Below are 963 nucleotides of genomic sequence, written 5' to 3' on the forward strand. Positions count from 1 at the left end.
AGATCGCTTGGCCCAAATCCATGGAGGGCTGCATATGTTCAACCTTCGAGAAGACCAACAGATGGAAGATATGGAGATAATCCAAATAGATTGCAACATTATTACCAGTTTCAAGTTTTAATAAAACCTTCTCCAAATAATATTAAGAAATTATATCTCAATAGCTTATCAGTGATTGGTATAAATCATAATAAACATGACATAAGGTTTGTTGAGGACGATTGGGAAAGTCCAACACTTGGTGCAGCTGGTTTAGGCTGGGAGGTTTGGTGTGATGGTATGGAAATTACTCAGTTTACTTATTTCCAACAAATGGCAGGTTTTGAGTGTAATCCTATTTCGGTTGAGATAACTTATGGTTTAGAGAGGATATGTATGTTTACACAACAACAAAAGAATGTTTACGATTTATTGTGGAATGACGAAGGTATTAAATATAAAGATGTTTTCCACCAAGCAGAAAAAGAATTTTCGGCTTATAATTTCGAATATGCCAACGTTGAAAGATTACTAAAGATGTTTGATATGTATGAGATGGAAGCTAAATCGCTTATTGAAAAAGAGATATCTTTACCAGCGTATGATCAGTGCTTAAAAGCTAGCCATGTATTTAATATTTTAGATGCAAGAGGAGCAATAAGTGTTGCCCAAAGAGCTGGGTATATAAGCAGAATTCGAGATATTACAAAAGCTGTTGCAGAAGTTTGGTTAAAAAATCAAAGCTAAATGTCAGAATTTTTTTTAGAATTATTCAGTGAAGAAATACCAACTGCATTACAAAAAAATTTAAGAGAAGAATTGTTAAAAAATTTTGATCAATTATTTAATGAAAAATTTATATTATTTAAAAAAAAATCGTCATATTCAACACCGAATAGAGCAATAATTGTTTTTGAAGGTCTTCAAAAACAAATAGTCTTGAAATCTGAGGAGATTAAAGGACCAAATGTAAATGCTCCAAAT

At 31.8% G+C, this 963-nt stretch carries 2 protein-coding genes; both read left to right on the forward strand.

Annotation, left to right across the window (positions count from 1 at the left end; translation table 11 throughout):
• Window positions 1-726 (forward strand): glycine--tRNA ligase subunit alpha (locus tag AMN70_RS03185; protein ID WP_075501715.1); only part of this gene is annotated, 726 nt, incomplete at its 5' end.
• The coding region (locus AMN70_RS03190) for a glycine--tRNA ligase subunit beta (RefSeq protein ID WP_143323410.1) at window positions 727-963 on the forward strand (237 nt) is incomplete at its 3' end.

The sequence above is a fragment of the Candidatus Pelagibacter communis genome, from assembly GCF_001179925.1.
Taxonomy (GTDB): Bacteria; Pseudomonadota; Alphaproteobacteria; order Pelagibacterales; family Pelagibacteraceae; genus Pelagibacter; species Pelagibacter ubique_E.